The 14,194-nt window shown below is 32.3% G+C and carries 13 protein-coding genes, 1 other RNA gene and 1 pseudogene; 9 read left to right on the top strand and 6 right to left on the bottom strand.

The window, feature by feature from the left end; all coding sequences use genetic code 11:
* Positions 1 to 290, bottom strand: a 290-nt coding sequence (locus ACN0WI_RS08595; protein ID WP_417886283.1) for a hypothetical protein, incomplete at its 3' end; no start/stop codon positions are given.
* Positions 291 to 449: 159 nt separating this feature from the next.
* Between ACN0WI_RS08595 and ACN0WI_RS08590 the strand changes: the two genes are divergently transcribed.
* The 3 genes from ACN0WI_RS08590 to ACN0WI_RS08580 are packed head-to-tail and all read left to right on the top strand — an operon-like array spanning position 450 to position 2,970.
* Entirely contained in the window at positions 450 to 929 is a 480-nt protein-coding gene (locus ACN0WI_RS08590) for an SRPBCC family protein (RefSeq protein WP_417886282.1), read from the top strand.
* Positions 930 to 958: 29 nt separating this feature from the next.
* Entirely contained in the window at positions 959 to 1,657 is a 699-nt protein-coding gene (locus tag ACN0WI_RS08585) for an SDR family NAD(P)-dependent oxidoreductase (RefSeq protein WP_417886281.1), read from the top strand.
* The gene (locus tag ACN0WI_RS08580) at positions 1,657 to 2,970 is read left to right on the top strand and encodes a cryptochrome/photolyase family protein (protein WP_417886280.1); all 1,314 of its coding nucleotides are present in this window, start codon (positions 1,657 to 1,659) and stop codon (positions 2,968 to 2,970) included. Before ACN0WI_RS08585 ends, ACN0WI_RS08580 begins: the two co-directional genes overlap by 1 nt.
* A gap of 45 nt (positions 2,971 to 3,015) precedes the next feature.
* Here the strand turns inward: ACN0WI_RS08580 and kdsB are convergent, their stop codons facing one another.
* Both kdsB and ACN0WI_RS08570 read right to left on the bottom strand, forming a co-directional pair.
* On the bottom strand, positions 3,016 to 3,771 hold the full coding sequence (gene kdsB / locus ACN0WI_RS08575) for a 3-deoxy-manno-octulosonate cytidylyltransferase (RefSeq protein WP_417886279.1): 756 nt from the start codon (positions 3,769 to 3,771) through the stop codon (positions 3,016 to 3,018).
* A gap of 50 nt (positions 3,772 to 3,821) precedes the next feature.
* Entirely contained in the window at positions 3,822 to 5,261 is a 1,440-nt protein-coding gene (locus tag ACN0WI_RS08570) for an ATP-dependent DNA helicase (RefSeq protein ID WP_417886278.1), read from the bottom strand.
* A 120-nt stretch (positions 5,262 to 5,381) separates the two neighbouring features.
* On the opposite strand from ACN0WI_RS08570, the gene ACN0WI_RS08565 reads away from it, so the two are divergent.
* From ACN0WI_RS08565 to ACN0WI_RS08550, 4 genes and pseudogenes are all read left to right on the top strand, one after another.
* Positions 5,382 to 6,032, top strand: a complete 651-nt coding sequence (locus ACN0WI_RS08565; protein ID WP_417886277.1) for a hypothetical protein — start codon at positions 5,382 to 5,384, stop codon at positions 6,030 to 6,032.
* A complete protein-coding gene (locus ACN0WI_RS08560) occupies positions 6,019 to 6,837 on the top strand; it encodes a DUF3822 family protein (RefSeq protein ID WP_417886276.1) in 819 nt (272 codons plus the stop codon). The genes ACN0WI_RS08565 and ACN0WI_RS08560 overlap by 14 nt, the downstream gene beginning before the upstream one ends.
* The gene (locus ACN0WI_RS08555) at positions 6,838 to 7,383 is read left to right on the top strand and encodes an RsmD family RNA methyltransferase (RefSeq protein ID WP_417886275.1); all 546 of its coding nucleotides are present in this window, start codon (positions 6,838 to 6,840) and stop codon (positions 7,381 to 7,383) included. It begins immediately after the preceding gene.
* Positions 7,286 to 8,128 (top strand): annotated as a pseudogene (locus ACN0WI_RS08550) (glycoside hydrolase family 16 protein); the annotation flags it as partial. The gene ACN0WI_RS08555 and the pseudogene ACN0WI_RS08550, both read left to right, overlap by 98 nt.
* Positions 8,129 to 8,196: 68 nt before the next feature.
* On the opposite strand, the gene rnpB reads toward ACN0WI_RS08550, so the two are convergent.
* An RNA gene (gene rnpB / locus ACN0WI_RS08545) (RNase P RNA component class A) lies at positions 8,197 to 8,520 on the bottom strand.
* A gap of 136 nt (positions 8,521 to 8,656) precedes the next feature.
* Here rnpB and ACN0WI_RS08540 point away from each other — a divergent pair.
* Together ACN0WI_RS08540 and ACN0WI_RS08535 are read left to right on the top strand one after the other, a co-directional pair.
* A complete protein-coding gene (locus ACN0WI_RS08540; RefSeq protein ID WP_417886274.1) occupies positions 8,657 to 10,501 on the top strand; it encodes a DNA polymerase III subunit gamma/tau in 1,845 nt (614 codons plus the stop codon).
* A 2-nt stretch (positions 10,502 to 10,503) separates the two neighbouring features.
* The gene (locus tag ACN0WI_RS08535; protein ID WP_417886273.1) at positions 10,504 to 11,085 is read left to right on the top strand and encodes a tRNA-(ms[2]io[6]A)-hydroxylase; all 582 of its coding nucleotides are present in this window, start codon (positions 10,504 to 10,506) and stop codon (positions 11,083 to 11,085) included.
* Positions 11,086 to 11,195: 110 nt separating this feature from the next.
* On the opposite strand, the gene ACN0WI_RS08530 is transcribed toward ACN0WI_RS08535, so the two are convergent.
* Both ACN0WI_RS08530 and ppk1 read right to left on the bottom strand, forming a co-directional pair.
* The gene (locus tag ACN0WI_RS08530) at positions 11,196 to 12,086 is read right to left on the bottom strand and encodes an exopolyphosphatase (protein WP_417886272.1); all 891 of its coding nucleotides are present in this window, start codon (positions 12,084 to 12,086) and stop codon (positions 11,196 to 11,198) included.
* 7 nt (positions 12,087 to 12,093) lie between these two features.
* Entirely contained in the window at positions 12,094 to 14,190 is a 2,097-nt protein-coding gene (ppk1, locus tag ACN0WI_RS08525; RefSeq protein WP_417886271.1) for a polyphosphate kinase 1, read from the bottom strand.
* Positions 14,191 to 14,194 lie beyond the last annotated feature (4 nt).

Genomic DNA, 14,194 nt, shown 5'->3' with positions numbered 1-14,194 from the left:
TCATCTACAACATTATATTTTAAAAGTATGTTTTTAAAAAGATGATTTCTATATATGATATCTCCATTAGAAAAATCATTACTTTTTTTTAAAAACTTATTATTATCATTAATAGTAGCTTCTTTATCTAAGTATTCTTTACCATAAAACAATGCAGTATTTTCAAGACCAACTTCTTTATAATAAGATTGATAAATAGAATCTATTTTCTCTTGGCTATAAATTGAGTTTCTAGAGTAAAAAAACGTTATTAACACAAATATCAACAACACTTTACAATATTCATTCATAAAAAAATATGATTTAAGCCAAAATAACACTTTTTCATCAACAAAACATACAATTACTTAAAAGAATTAGCACATAATATTTTTTTACAACTTGTTTAACTATTTAAATTTTAAGCTAAACAAATATACTCGTAGTTTTAGCCTAATTAAATTACGGAAATGCATCAACTACACACGTTCCAAAAATTGCCCATTTCAAAAGAGAAAGCATGGGAATTCTTATCAGATCCTAAAAATTTAAAAATTATCACACCCGACTATATGGGTTTCGATATTACTTCTGGTGCTGACCGCCCTATGTTCGAGGGGCAAATTATTCAATATATTGTTACTCCACTTACAGGTATCAAAACAAAATGGGTTACCGAAATTACTCATGTAAGGGATGGAGAATATTTTGTAGATGAACAACGTTTCGGACCATATGCGCTATGGCATCATAAGCACTTTATTAAAGAAATTGAAGGTGGTGTAGAAATGGAAGATATTGTGGATTATAAACTTCCAATGGGAAAATTAGGTGATTTAGTGCATCCATTTATGGTTAAACCAAAACTCAAGGAAATTTTCGAATACAGAAAACAAAAACTGGAAGAACTCTTTGGAAGATACAAAGAACCTAATACTAACGCTTACTAGTCTTAAATAATATTTTTTAATTTTAAATTATGGGAAAAAATATCCTACTTATTGGTGGTTCTACCGGTATTGGTTTAGAAATTGCTAAAAACTTATCTTCTGAACATACTGTTTTTATAGCATCTAGAAATAGCACTAATTTGTCTGATTTATCGGTAACTCATTTAAAATTTAATGTATTAGAAGATGATATTTCCCAATTAGATTTACCAAACTGCATCGACGGATTAATATATTGCCCTGGAAGCATTAATCTAAAACCGTTTAAAATGCTTAAACCAAAAGATTTTGAAGAGGAAATGCGATTGAATTTCTTTGGTTTAGTTGACGTAGTAAATGCATTACTTCCAAATTTAAAACAATCAGAACAAGCTAGCTTAGTTTTTTTTAGTACTGTCGCTGTTAAAGTTGGCATGCCTTTTCACACTAGTGTTGCAGCGGCTAAAGGAGCTATTGAAGGTTTTGCAAAATCTTTAGCAGCAGAGTATTCGCCAAGCTTCAGGGTTAATGTTATCGCTCCGTCTTTAGTAGATACTCCTATGGCTGAAAAACTCCTAAACAACGATAAGAAAAAAGAAAAAATGAATGAAAGACATCCACTTAAACGAGTAGGAAATGTAACCGATATTGCTGCTATTACAGCCTTTTTATTAAATGATAAAAGCAGTTGGATTACCGGTCAGATTTTTGGTGTAGATGGCGGACTTTCAACTTTAAATATTTCCTAATGAGTAAACAAACTGTTACTGTTTTTTGGTTCCGAAGAGATTTACGCTTAGACGATAATGTAGGATTTCTAGAGGCTTTAAAAGGTAACCATCCAGTACTTCCCCTTTTCATATTTGATTCTGAAATATTAGATAGTTTAGCAGAAGACGATGCACGAGTAACTTTTATTTTTGAAACTTTACAAAAAATGAGAACCGAACTTCAAGACAACAACGGAAGTTCTCTGGCAATATATCATGGTAAACCGGAAGAAGTATTTAACGAGTTGCTTGATCAGTACACAATTAGCGCGGTTTTTACTAATCGCGATTACGAACCTTATGCTAAAGACCGTGATGAAAAAATTAAAGAGTTATTAGAAGAAAATAAAATAGGTTTCGAAACCTTCAAAGATCAGGTTATCTTCGAAAAAGATGAAGTCACAAAAAGTGATGGAGATCCTTACAAAGTATATACTCCTTACATGAGAACTTGGATGGATCAATTTAAAAATATTGATCTTAAAATTCATTATACCAGTCAACATATTGATAATCTTATTCAAAATACAAGATTACCAAATTTAAGTTTAAGCGATATCGGTTTTAAGAAATCTTCATTAAAAGTACCCGATTACGATGTTACGCCAACCTTAATCAGTAAATATGAAGATACCCGCAATATACCTTCTAAAGAAGGAACTAGCCGTTTAGGTGCACATTTGCGGTTCGGTACTGTTAGTGTTCGAAAAATGGTTAAGAAAGCCGATCAGGAAAAGAATAAAACTTTTTTGCAAGAATTAGTTTGGCGCGAATTTTTTATGCAAATTCTATATCATTTTCCGCACACAGTAACCGAAGCTTTTAAAAAGAAATACGATACTATTAATTGGCGAAATAACAAAGAAGAATTTGAAAAATGGAAACAAGGTAGAACAGGGTATCCGCTTGTTGATGCTGGGATGCGACAATTAAACCAATCCGGATTTATGCATAATCGAGTAAGAATGCTTGTTGGTAGTTTTTTATGCAAACATTTATTGATTGATTGGCGATGGGGTGAAGCATATTTTGCTGAAAAATTATTGGATTATGAAATGTCGTCGAATGTAGGGAATTGGCAATGGATAGCCGGTAGCGGTGTAGATGCTGTTCCGTATTTCAGAATTTTTAATCCAACCACCCAAATTGATAAATTCGATAAAGAAGAAAAATATATTAAAGAATGGATTGAAGAATATGGAACCGATAAGTATCCGGAAAAAATGGTAGATCATAAAGAAGCCCGAGAACGTGCATTATCGATTTATAAAAAAGCGGTAAGCAGTAACTAAACATAAAAAACGGACTACACTAAATCTAGTCCGTTTTTTATGTTACTATTTATTCTCTAAAGATTTTAAATACTTTCGAGCCTTTTCTAAATCTTCTTGAGTATCGATACCTATAGTTTGCACATCGGTTTCTACCATTTTTATATTTTTACCATACTCTAAATACCTAATACACTCAATTTTTTCAGCATCTTCCAATGGAAGCATCGGTAAATTATAAAAATCTAACAATGCTTGTTTTCTAAAAGCATAAATACCTATGTGCTTGTAATAAACAACCGTGGTATCTGTATTTCTTGGGTAAGGGACAGGAAATCTTGAAAAATATAAAGCAAAACCGCGATTATCAGTTATTACTTTTACATTATTCGGGTTGGTAATTTCATCACTATCACCAATCCCTACTTTTAAAGAAGCTAAATCTATACTAGCAGCATCATCCTCAGCAAAAACATTCAGCAATTTTATAAGGCTATTTTCATCAATAAAAGGCTCATCTCCTTGAACATTCACAACGATATCTATATCCATATCGTAAACGGCTTCCGCTAAACGATCGCTTCCGCAGTGATGTTCCTTTTTACTTTTTATGGCTTTTCCTCTAAATTTAGCGACTTCATTCATTATTTTATCGCTATCAGTCACCACGTAAACTTCTTGAAATAAATTTGTATTCTTTGCGGCTTCATAGGTACGTTGGATTACGGTTTTTCCATGCAAATCTTCCATTAATTTTCCAGGGAAACGCTGTGCCTCGTAACGCGCAGGAATCATAGCTATTATTTTTAGCGGTTCACTCATCAGATCGTTCAATTTATTTTTTCAAATCTAAGTTTTTATTATCGTATTTGTTATTCGTTCTCCAGAAAAAAACTATCCTTAAAACCAATTAAATATAATTTATCGGTAGCACGGGTAACGGCAGTATACAACCATCGTAAATACTCTTTACCTACTCCATCTGGTAAATAAGGTTGCTCTATAAAAACAGTATTCCACTGTCCACCCTGACTTTTGTGACAGGTTATCGCATACGAGAATTTCACCTGTAAAGCATTAAAATATTTATTATTCTTCACCTTTAAATACTTTTTATACTTCGCCGTTTCATCTTCGTAATCTTTCATAACTTCTTGATAGAGCATGTTCGATTCTTCAAAAGTTAATGAAGGTAAGTTGCTGGTTAAGGTATCTAGCATAATTACCGTTTCAAATGGTCTCATTTTAGGATAATCGACCATTTGCACCGAAACTTCAGCAAAACGGAAACCATATAATTCTTTTATTTTGAAAATCTCTAGTACTTTAACAATATCTCCGTTTGCGATAAATCCGGCTTCGGAGGCGGGTTTCACCCAAAAATAATTGTTCTTTACAACCATTAAATAATCCCCTACCGAAATTTCTTCTTCTTGAAATAAAATTCGATTTCGAATTTGTTGATTATATAAATTTGCCCGTTTATTAGAACGAACAATTATACTTGTTTCTTCGTTTCCTAAAGTACTATAAGCCTGCTCTATAGCTTCCATAATTTCGTAACCATCTACTAATCGAACAACATCAGCTTTTTTAGGGATTTCAAACTGGAAACTCTCGTAAAATTCATCCTGAAGACTTTCTCGTATTAAAGTAGCGTTATGTAAAATTGCACTTTCTTCTTTTTGACGCATCACTTCATCTAACAAAATATGTTGAATATCTTTAAAATATGCTCGACCTAATTTATCTTCTTCTAAAGCCGGACTAACATCCATTTTCACTGGTGGTAACTGGGCGGTATCTCCAATAAATATTAATTGGCAATTATGCCCACTATATACATATTCTATTAAATCGTCTAATAAAGATCCAGTATCAAAATTTTTAGAATCCGCAGGTCTATCGGCAATCATGGAAGCCTCATCCACTATAAAAATAGTATTCTTGTGTTTATTGGGTTGCAAAACAAATTGCACACCACCTCCACCCGACTTTTTAGGAAAATAAATTTTTTTATGAATAGTGAAAGCTTCACGTTTGGAATAATTAGCAATTACTTTAGCCGCACGGCCTGTTGGAGCCATTAGGACACCGGTTTTTTTAATCTTCCACAAATTTTTAACAAATGTACTAATGATAGTTGTCTTCCCTGTTCCGGCAAAACCTTTTAGCACAAATAACCCATCTCGATTATTTGAAACCGCAAAATTTGCTAATTGCTGAAGTGCAATATCCTGTTTATGACGGGGTTGAAATTCTAAATCGTCTACTAAAATTTTATGAAAGGCAGGTCCATTTACTGTTACCATAAGTTGAGCTTCAAAAAATCAAAGATAAACATGGATTTTTAGTGTAGAAACTTTTACGAATAAAAAAAAATCGTAGATTTGTCGTATAACTCTAATAACTTAAATAAAACTACTTAAAACATGAGACTTGTAATTCAATTACTCTTATGGGCGGTAATAGCTTTCTTGGCTTGGTTAACCTTTGATGCTGTATACCGACCAATTCAATTCAATCAGGTTAAAGATCAACGTTACCCCAAAGTAATTGAAAACTTAAAAGATATTCGTGATGCCGAAATGGCACACAAAGAAATTACTGGTAAATTCACAGGTGACTTTAACAATTTGGTGAAGTTTATAGATACTGCAGAATTTGCAATTACACAACGTAGAGATACAACTGTTCTTGATGAAGAGTACAAAAAAGCATATGGCGTAGATGAATATCTTGAAAAAGTAATTATCGATACTTTAGGCTTTGTTCCTGTTAAAGATTCTTTGTTTAAAGGAGATAAAGATTATTACACTAATCTTATCAATGTTCCTGTTGAAGGGTCTAATGCTAAGTATGAATTAGAAGCTGGCACTATTACAAAAGGAAAAAGTAAGATTCCGGTTTTTGAAGCTAAAGTTGCTAAAAAAGATGTTCTTTTTGATCAAGATAAGGAATTAATCATGAGAGAAAATCAAGCATTATCTGTAGATGAAGTAAACGGTGCTTACATTAGCGTTGGCTCTATGGAAGATGTGAAAACTACAGGAAACTGGCCAAAAACATATGGCGACGAATAAAAGTGAAAAAAATACATTTTTAGAACTGTCCATTCAGATAAATCTGGATGGACTTTCTTTTTGTATTCTAAACAGAACTGAAAATAAAATTGTTTTTTATCATCAAAAACAATTAAATTCTGCCTTAGATCCTGTAAATCTATTACAAGAAATAGAAACTATTTACCAAAAACAAACTGCGTTAGAAACTACACAAATAGATAAAGTAAATCTTTGTTTTTGTAACTCCTTTTTCACCTTAGTTCCCAGAAATTTATTTGTAGAGAGTGCAGCAGCTTCATATCTTAAATTTAATACTAAGATTCTTCAAACCGATGTTGTAGCACACGATGAATTACCAAATTCAGAGATTATAAATGTTTATATTCCCTTTACTAATATTATCAACTTCTTTTTTGACAAGTATGGTGAATTTGAGTATTCACACCACATGAGTATTCTATTGCATAAATTTATAAATAGAAAAACAGAAAATTCTATTACTGTATATGCCCATAACCAAAAAAATAGACTCGATTTAATCATTATTGAACACGGAGACTTATTACTCTGTAATAGTTTTAAAATCTTTGCTAAAGAAGATTATTTATACTATTTACTTTTTACTGCAGAGCAACTACAATTAAATCCGCAACAATTTCAATTATACTTAAGTGGTTTTATAACAAAAGATGATGAAATTTATACTCTATTGCAAGATTACATTCAAAATATTGCGTTTCTCCCTTTAGAAGATGATTTACAAATCGATGAAGGCTGGACTATTAATAAATCTGAAGAATATATTCTACTAAATACATTTTAAATGCGAATTATATCTGGAACTAATAAAGGAAAACGAATTATTGCGCCTAAAAAATTACCGGTACGCCCTACTACCGATATGGCTAAAGAAGGTTTGTTTAATATCTTAAATAATCAATATTATATTTCAGATTTAACGATTTTAGATTTATTTTCAGGAACTGGAAATATTGCTTACGAATTCAGTTCTCGTGGTGTTGAAAAAGTAACCGCAGTAGATGGCAACTTTGATTGTATTAAATTTATAAAAAAAACAGCATCAGAACTTAATTTTCCAATTACGGCAATTAAAAGTGATGTTTATAAATATTTAGAAAGAGCTCCAATTACAGCCGATATTATTTTTGCAGATCCGCCTTATGGATTTTCGACTGAAGATTTTTTAAAAATTGCTACGCTTGTTTTTGAAAAAGAGTTACTGACTGAAAATGGGACACTTATTATAGAACATGGAAAACACACCGACCTTTCAGCTCATTCCAATTTTGTGGAAAAACGCAATTACGGAAGCTCTGTGTTTTCATTTTTCGCTAAAGAAGAAGTTTAGTGCCAAACCAATTTATTGCTTTATTAGCGTATTATTACTAGTTATGTCTAATAAAAGTCATTCACAAGATTATAAACTTATTTGGAGCGATGAGTTTAATTACAAAGGCAAACCAGATCCTGAAAAGTGGACTCATGAAATAGGTTTTATTCGAAATTTAGAGGAACAATATTATACTTCTAGAAAGAAAAATGCTGTTGTAAAAAATGGAGTATTAAAAATAATTACGAGAAAAGAACAATACAGAAATCGCCGTTATAATCCAAAAATTCAAAATTACAGATATAATACCCATAAAGCACAATATACTTCTGCAAGTTTACATACTCATAAAAAATTTCATCTTCAATTTGGTAAAATAGAAGTACGCGCAAAACTTCCAAAAGGAAAAGGTGTATGGCCAGCTATCTGGATGCTTGGCACTAATTTTTTTACTACAAAATGGCCGTATAGTGGTGAAATTGATATTTTAGAATATGTAGGAAAATACCCGAAAAATATTCATGCTACTGTACATTATCCAAAAAAGAACACCTATCAAATTAAAAGTGAAGGTGCTAATTTAGCATTAAAAGAAGCTCCTTCTGAAAACTTTCATGTATACGAAATGAATTGGGACTCAGAAAAAATTGAATTTTCTATTGATGGAAAAATCTATTATAAATTTATAATTTCTGAAGCCGATACTATTAATAATCCATTTCGAAAACCTTTCTTTTTAATTATTAATTTAGCAATAGGTGGAACTTGGGGTGGCCCAGTTGATGAAGCGATATTTCCACAAGAATATCTAATAGACTATGTGAAAATCTATAAAAAAGCAGGTCTGTAAGCCGGATTCTGTTCATTCTGAAACAAATCAAAATGCCCTTGTCATTTATCTACGTGCATTGTTACCAATACACTTTAGCTGCCTACCCTCCGACGGCGAACGAGCAATTCGCAAATATCGGTTTACATGGCATTGCACCGCATAGAGTTTACCTGGTTTCACTACAGCACTACCTGTACATTCTTTCTGCTGCACTTGTCCTGACCTTACGGCCGGTGGGTATTACCCACTATGCTGCTCTACGGTGTCCGGACTTTCCTCTAAGCCAAAAAAATATGAGCTTAGCGACAGGGCCAACCTGCTTGCCTGCAAATGTAGATTTTTAATTAGATATTCGTACACCAATTTCGTTTCTTTTTAGGAAACAATGTTTATAAATACTATTTTCGATATTTAGAAGTTAGGCTGTGTATTTTTATATTTGCCTCTTAAACCAATTAAATGGAACATTTTGTAGTTTCGGCTCGTAAATACCGTCCACAAACCTTTAAGGATGTGGTTGGGCAACAAGCTATTACCAATACACTAGCAAATGCAATTACTAATAATCATTTAGCACAAGCTTTATTGTTTACCGGCCCTCGAGGTGTTGGAAAAACAACTTGCGCTCGTATTTTAGCTAAAATGATTAATCAAGACGATAATCAAAGTCCTGATGAAGATTTTGCATTTAATATTTTTGAGCTTGATGCTGCTTCCAATAATTCGGTAGACGATATTAGAAATCTAATCGATCAGGTTAGAATACCACCACAAGTTGGTAAATACAAAGTATATATTATAGATGAAGTACATATGCTATCGGCTTCAGCATTTAATGCTTTTCTTAAAACACTAGAAGAACCGCCAAAACATGCGATATTTATTTTAGCAACTACCGAAAAACATAAAATTATACCTACAATATTATCGCGTTGTCAAATTTTCGATTTTAAACGAATTACGGTAACCGATGCTAAGGAGTATCTAAAACACATTGCAGAACAAGAAGGAATTATTGCAGAAGACGATGCGCTACAAATTATTGCTCAAAAAGCAGATGGTGCCATGCGAGATGCCCTTTCTATTTACGACAGGGTAGTAAGTTTTAGTGGTAATAATCTTACTAGACAAGCAGTAACTGAAAATTTAAACGTGTTGGATTATGACACGTATATGAAAATAACCGATTTACTGCTAACACAAAACATCCCAGAACTTTTAGTACGCTATAATGATATTTTAGCTAGTGGTTTTGATGGACACCATTTTATTGCTGGTCTAGCTTCTCATTTTAGAGATTTATTGGTTTGTAAGGATCAACGCACAATTCAGCTTTTAGAAGTTGGTGAACAGACTAAAGCTAAATACTTTGAACAGTCTCAACAAGCCTCTCAAGAGTTTTTAATGGAAGCTATTCGTTTAGCTAACGATTGTGACTTAAATTATAAAACAAGTCGAAATCAACGTTTACTCGTCGAACTTTGCTTAATGCAAATGGCTTCAATACAATTAGGAGCACAAAAAAAAAACGAGCATAGCCAAATAATTTCACCTAAAGAATTTACACAACCGGCTAAACCAATTTCTTCTGAAGAGAAGAAAATAATTAGGGATAACGAACACGATGAGAATCCGGTTACTAAAAATGCTCAAGAAAAACCTTCTACTGAATCTGTAAAAAAAGAAGAAATTCTTACTCTTGAAAATAAAGTAGATACTTCAGACTATATCAGTAAAGAAATTCCTCAGAATACCGAAATAAAACAAGAGGTTAACAAGCAACAACCTAGCCATAACGAAGCGCCAAAAACCAACCCCGTAACCGACAATTCTATTGCGAAAAAGAAGGTTTCTGGTTTATCCTTAGCCAGTATTCGTAAAAAGAAGGAATTAGAAGCACAAGCAAAAACTAAAACTGTTGCTGAAGAAACGGTAATGACAAATGCTTTTACGGAAACTCAACTACAAGCTGCTTGGGATGATTATGTACATAAACTAAAAAAAAGAGGGGAAAAAATTCTAGCTTCTATTTTAGAAACTGATTTACCTAAATTGAAAAATGACCATGAGATTCATTTAGAATTGCCTGCAGAAAGTATGAAAATCGATATGAAGCGCGGGCAAAATAAATTAATGGCATTTTTAAAAAAACAATTAAAGAATACAACAATAAGCTTACATGTTGATGTAAATGAAAAATCAGCTAAAAAATTTGCTTTTACACCAATTGAAAAGTATAATAAGCTTAAAGAAAAAAATCCGCTTTTGGATAAATTACGAACTACTTTTGATTTAGATGTATAATTATGCTTGGTTTAAAACTTCCTACAGATCCGCGTTGGGCAGATATTGCAAATAAAAATATTTCAGAAATATTAATCGATCATGCTTGGTGCGAGCAAAAAGCAGCATCAACAGCAATTTCTTTAATTGTAAACTATCCGGAGTATCCGGAATTAGTAACTGCAATGACGGCTTTAGCTCGTGAAGAAATGGCTCATTTTAAAATGGTTCATGATAAAATTATTGAACGAAATATTGAAATGGGATGGGACAGAAAAGATGAATATGTAGTACAATTACTTCAGTTCTTCCCGAAAGGAGGAAAACGAGAAGATCGTTTAATTTATCGATTATTAATTGCCGGATTAATTGAAGCTAGAAGCTGTGAACGTTTCCGGTTATTGAGCGAAAAATTAGAAGATAAAGAATTGGCTGAATTTTATAAGAATTTAATGATAAGCGAAGCTAACCATTATACTATGTTCTTAAAATTCGCTCGCCAATATAGTGATCGTAAAAAAGTAGACAAACTTTGGAACGATTTATTAGAATTTGAAGGCAAAATGATTCAGAATTTAGGTAACAAAGAAACAATCCACGGATAAAAAAGTATAATTTTATAGATTTTTGATTCTAAAAAGACAAAAAAGTGATTGGCATTGTTCGCTAATCACTTTTTTTATACCTCTAAAACTTGTATCAGTTTTATAGATTATTAGTTATCGTTTTGATACATCGATTTAATGATACCATCGGCTAAACCTATTTTTGGAATATAGATTTTTGTGGCTCCGGACCACTTCATAGAATTTAGATAGATTCTTGATGCCGGAATAATAACATCTGCCCGATCACTCTTCATATCTAACTCTGTAATCCGTTCTTCGTACGTGTAGCTATTCAATAGCTCGTCATATTTTTTTAGATAAGATAAAGTCAAGGGTTTTCCATCTTTTTTTCCGCTAGTTTTAAAAATATTATTAATATTTCCACCGGAACCAATCATATCAATCTCTTCATAATCTTTGGTCACTTCTTTAATCCAAGTTTCCATCTCTTTCCAAGTAGAATGATCGACTAAATCATTCAATAAACGAACCGTCCCTACTTTAAAAGACCGTGATGTAACTGTTTTTCCGTTGCTATATACGGTATATTCTGTACTACCTCCCCCTACATCTACATAAATATAATTATAATCGTTTTGTATAAGTGCATACAAATCGGTAGCAGCTATCATAGCAGCTTCGTGATTTCCATCTATAATTTCAATTTCAACACCTGCTTGCTCTTTGATAAAATCTCTTACTGTATTGCCATTTTTAGCTTCTCGCATAGCAGAAGTAGCACAAGCTTTATATTTTTCAACACCATGCGCTTTCATTAACAAGCTAAAAGCATGCATAGCATCTACCATTCTATCTCTATTTTTGTCTGAAATTTTAGCTTTTAGAAAAACATCCGCCCCTAAACGAATAGGAACTCTAACTAAAGAAGATTTTCTAAATTTTGGCTCCATTCCTTTCTTTTCGGTAATAGTAGCTACCAATAATCGAATTGCATTGGAACCAATATCTATCGCTGCATACTTTTTTTGTACAATCATGCCGCCTTTAATTTTCAAGTTTATTCAAATAATAATCATATAAAGCTTCTTGAGAACGCAATCTTGGCAAACCATTTTTTCGGTGAGCATTATTTTGCTTCTCAGAAAATACCCTAGCCTTTACGTTATCTCCCCAGCTTATATTAAATCCGTCAATAACTTCTTGTTTAATATCTGCATCGTAAATTGGACAAGCTATCTCTACCCTATTGTTTAAGTTTCTCGTCATAATATCGGCTGAAGATATATACACTCTAGAATTGCCATCATTCTCAAAAATATACACTCTAGGATGTTCTAAAAACTTATCGACGATACTAATTGCTTCAATATTCTCACTCATTCCAGGAACTCCCGGAATTAAACAATTTAAACCTCTAACAATTAATTTAATTTTTACTCCAGCCCTACTTGCTTGGTATAATTTATCGATCATCGGATAATCGGATAAGCTATTTAGTTTTAATTTAATTCCTGCTGGTTTTCCTTCTAACTGATTGTCTATTTCTTTCTGTATAAGTTTGTATAATGAATTGCGAGTATAATGTGGAGATACTAATAAATGTCGGTATTTACTTACTTTATAATTGGTCTCGAAGAAATTGAAAACTTTATTTACTTCTTTTAAAATTTCCTGATTAGCCGTAAACAATGTATAATCGGTATAAGCTTTAGAGGTTGACTCGTTAAAATTACCGGTACTTACAAATCCGTATTTTTTTAATTCTCCATTCGGCTCCTCACGTTCAATTACACAACATTTACAATGTACTTTTAATCCTTTAACTCCAAAAATTAAGTGAACCCCTTCACGTTGCATTTGCTCAGCATACTTTATGTTTGCTGCTTCATCGAAACGTGCTCGTAATTCGATTTGAACTAAAACTTTTTTACCGTTTTTTACTGCATTAATTAATGAACTGGCAATGTGAGAAATTTTAGCTAATCGATAAATTGTAATTTTAATAGACTTTACACGAGGATCTAAAGCTGCTTCTCGAAGAAATTTTACAACATAAGAAAAGCTTTGATAAGGCGCATATAGAAGATGATCTTTCTCTCCTACTCCCTGAATTAAACTGGTTTGCAAAGCCAACCCATTAATTGGCAATGGTTCTTTAGATTCATACAATAATTCTTTTGCATCCAATCTAGGAAAATTCATGTAATCCCGTCGATTATGATAACGCCCGCCAGGAATTATACTATCGGCATGATCTATCCCCATTTTATCCATAAGGTAGGTTAACGTCTCATTATCGATGTTTTTATCATATACAAATCTTACCGGATCACCTTTGATTCGATCCTTTACACTTTCTGAAATTTTCTCGATAAAACTTTTACTCAAATCATTATCGATATCAAGTTCGGCATCTCGAGTAATTTTAATCATATGTGCAGAAATACTATCGTATTCGAAAATATTAAAAATACTCTTTAAATTATAACGAATTAAATCATCTAAAATAATGATATATGTTTTTTCATCTTCAGAAGGAAGCATCACAAACCGATCTACGCTTTTTGGTATCTCGATTAGTACATATTTCTTCTCAATGTCATTACTTACAGAACCTGAATTAGTTGTTTTGCCCGAGTTCGGACTCATTTCCATTTTCACTGCTAAATAAGCTGCGCTGTCTTTTAACATTGGTAACTCTTCCAAATCGTTAAGCACAATAGTGACTAAAGCAGGACTTACTTGAGAAAGAAAATAATCTTTTACAAATTTCTGTTGGTAAGAATTGATTTCCTTTTCATTAATCACACAAATATCATGTTCATCTCTTAATTTTTTTTGAATTCGATCTAAAATTTTGAGACTCTCAGTTTGTTGTGTTCTAACAATATCGGTTATTTGCTCTAATAGTTTATTCGCTTTTATGCCACCAAGTACATTTTTACCTGTTTTCCCAGCTAAATCGATGCGCTTTACTGTTGCGTAACGAACTTTAAAAAACTCGTCTAGATTATTACTGAAAATACCTAAAAATCGAAGTCTTTCTATAAGCGGGACACTTTCATCTTCTGCCTCTTGTAAAACTCGAGCATTAAATTGAAGCCAACTAATCTCCCTATTTATGTACTTATTTTCTTGCATGGTG

The sequence above is a fragment of the Zunongwangia sp. genome, from assembly GCF_048269745.1.
Taxonomy (GTDB): Bacteria; Bacteroidota; Bacteroidia; order Flavobacteriales; family Flavobacteriaceae; genus Zunongwangia.
Note: the sequence above shows the minus strand (reverse complement) of the source record. Positions and strands in the feature narration are given on the sequence as shown.

Excerpts from the sequence above, each read along its gene's own strand:
- ACN0WI_RS08590 (WP_417886282.1), top strand. The coding sequence starts at position 450 with ATGCATCAACTACACACGTTCCAAAAATTGCCCATTTCAAAAGAGAAA.
- ACN0WI_RS08585 (WP_417886281.1), top strand. The coding sequence starts at position 959 with ATGGGAAAAAATATCCTACTTATTGGTGGTTCTACCGGTATTGGTTTA.
- ACN0WI_RS08580 (WP_417886280.1), top strand. The coding sequence starts at position 1,657 with ATGAGTAAACAAACTGTTACTGTTTTTTGGTTCCGAAGAGATTTACGC.
- kdsB (WP_417886279.1), bottom strand. The coding sequence starts at position 3,771 with ATGAGTGAACCGCTAAAAATAATAGCTATGATTCCTGCGCGTTACGAG.
- ACN0WI_RS08570 (WP_417886278.1), bottom strand. The coding sequence starts at position 5,261 with ATGGTAACAGTAAATGGACCTGCCTTTCATAAAATTTTAGTAGACGAT.
- ACN0WI_RS08565 (WP_417886277.1), top strand. The coding sequence starts at position 5,382 with ATGAGACTTGTAATTCAATTACTCTTATGGGCGGTAATAGCTTTCTTG.
- ACN0WI_RS08560 (WP_417886276.1), top strand. The coding sequence starts at position 6,019 with ATGGCGACGAATAAAAGTGAAAAAAATACATTTTTAGAACTGTCCATT.
- ACN0WI_RS08555 (WP_417886275.1), top strand. The coding sequence starts at position 6,838 with ATGCGAATTATATCTGGAACTAATAAAGGAAAACGAATTATTGCGCCT.
- ACN0WI_RS08540 (WP_417886274.1), top strand. The coding sequence starts at position 8,657 with ATGGAACATTTTGTAGTTTCGGCTCGTAAATACCGTCCACAAACCTTT.
- ACN0WI_RS08535 (WP_417886273.1), top strand. The coding sequence starts at position 10,504 with ATGCTTGGTTTAAAACTTCCTACAGATCCGCGTTGGGCAGATATTGCA.
- ACN0WI_RS08530 (WP_417886272.1), bottom strand. The coding sequence starts at position 12,086 with ATGATTGTACAAAAAAAGTATGCAGCGATAGATATTGGTTCCAATGCA.
- ppk1 (WP_417886271.1), bottom strand. The coding sequence starts at position 14,190 with ATGCAAGAAAATAAGTACATAAATAGGGAGATTAGTTGGCTTCAATTT.